This window comes from Mesotoga sp. UBA5825 (assembly GCF_002432955.1).
Taxonomy (GTDB): domain Bacteria; phylum Thermotogota; class Thermotogae; order Petrotogales; family Kosmotogaceae; genus Mesotoga.
The window spans coordinates 1-1,885 of sequence record NZ_DJHG01000023.1 but is presented as its reverse complement, the minus strand read 5'-3'; the positions used below and the strand labels follow the sequence as shown (position 1 = coordinate 1,885).

At 49.7% G+C, this 1,885-nt stretch carries 2 protein-coding genes; one reads left to right on the top strand and one right to left on the bottom strand.

What is annotated here, in order from left to right:
- On the top strand, positions 1-841 hold an 841-nt coding region (locus B3N33_RS01925), incomplete at its 5' end, for a uroporphyrinogen decarboxylase family protein (RefSeq protein ID WP_292592013.1).
- 35 nt (positions 842-876) lie between these two features.
- Here B3N33_RS01925 and B3N33_RS01920 read toward each other — a convergent pair.
- On the bottom strand, positions 877-1,716 hold the full coding sequence (locus B3N33_RS01920; protein WP_422655893.1) for a uroporphyrinogen decarboxylase family protein: 840 nt from the start codon (positions 1,714-1,716) through the stop codon (positions 877-879).
- Between the last annotated feature and the right edge of the window lie 169 nt (positions 1,717-1,885).

Sequence of the window (1,885 nt, the reverse complement as noted above, 5' to 3'; positions counted from 1 at the left end):
GCTTATGGAGGAGTTTCAGCCCGACGGGATCTTCTTCATGATGGACCTGACAGTCGAAGCCGAGGCGTTGGGACTGGAGATCGGTTTCCCGGAGGATGGCAATCCCTACGTTAAGGAACATCCAATAAAGGGACAGGACGAGCTGGCCTCTGTCGAAAACTCCTGGAGCGGAGTATCCGGCAGAATGAGGATCTTCACAGAAGTTACAGATAAGATGGCGAGAAAACTGCCGGGAATGAAGGGCAGCTACGTTATCGGTCCACTTAGCCTTGCAGGAGAACTGATTGGGGTTACAGACCTCTGTATGAAACTGATAGAAGAGCCGGATTTTGCGGAGAGCGCAATAGACTTCTGTGCAAGGGTTGTAGGTGAATACTCGAAAGCGCTAATCGACCACGGCGCGGACATGATAGCCGTGCTTGAACCGACGGCGGTGCTCTTATCCAAGAGACAGTTCAAACGTTTCGCGCTTCCATATTTTGAAAAGCTCAGATCGGAACTTTCAAACCCTTTAATTTATCACATCTGCGGAGACACGGAACACATAGTAGAACCTATGGGTGCAAGCGGCGCCTACGGACTGAGCCTTGACAGCATGGTGGACCTGAAGGATGCGGCGGAGAGAATTCCCGAAGATGTTTTTCTTATAGGCAACATAGATCCGGTTAAGGTCTTCCTTCAGTCAAACGGAGAGGAGGTCGAAAGAGAAACTGCAAACCTTCTAGAGAAAATGAAGAACGTACCTAACTTCATTTTGAGTTCCGGCTGTGATATTCCACTGGAGACTCCTCATGAGAACATCGCCGCCTTCTTCAGGGCCGGCAGGAATTTTCGGTCGTAATACAATACCTCAGGTTCAGAAGAAGAGCAGATTCTTCAGCGGGAATTATCGAGAACCATATTCGTATGCGCATTCGAAAAGTCTGANNNTCTGAAGATCTTCCCGGGTGATACTTCGGCCTGAATGTTGTGGATAGGAGCAAAGACAAAGCCTCCGCCCGGAGAGAAAATGTCGATGCGCCGGCGAATATCGTCCTCAAGATCCTTGAGTGTTCCGAAAGGCAGGACGTGCTGTGTGTCACATCCTCCTCCCCAGAAGACGATATCTCTTCCGAATTCCTTCTTCAGCCTTTCCGGCTCCATATTCTTCGCGTTGGTCTGAACCGGGTTCAGGATCTGAACACCGACTTTTATGAAATCTGGTATGAAGGTATAGACTGACCCACAGGAATGAAGAAAGATGAAAAGATCGGGTTTCTTCCTGTGAATGAAGTCACACAGGTCTTTCAGTCTGGGCTTGAAGACAGATCTGAAAATCCGGGGCGATATCGCCGTGTTTTCCTGGGTGCCGTAATCGTCGCCAATCTGGATAATATCTATATCGTCTCCCACGTTAGAGAGATACTTTTCCAGATCTACAATATAGGTTTCGAGGAGCCGGTCGAGAAAGAACTCCATAAGAGACCGGTCGGTAATCAGTCTCTCCATGAACTCCTGGTACCCGAACATTAAATGGCCCGCCTCGAAGAAGTTTCCCCCGAAAGCCCCGATTACGGCGCAGTCTGTTGACTCACGTATTCCCGAGAGCTGTCCTTTCAGGAACTCTATTTCCTCGTCAGTCAGTTTTGGCAGAACAAGAGCCGAGATCTCCTCTTTGCTCTCGGCCTGGGCAAGGGGGAAGTTACTCCTGTCGAAGTAATGGCCGCCCCGGGGCATCCTCGCGACTTCGACACCGTTCCTCTCGATTGCTAGCGAACCGTCCTCTTTCAATTCGGGATCGAAACCATCTGGAAAGAGGTATCTCGACCCATCTTCGAAGATCTCTCTCCTTATCCAGGAATCGATTCTAGTTCCAAAGCCTCCGTTCAGTCTCTTGAGTTCGATC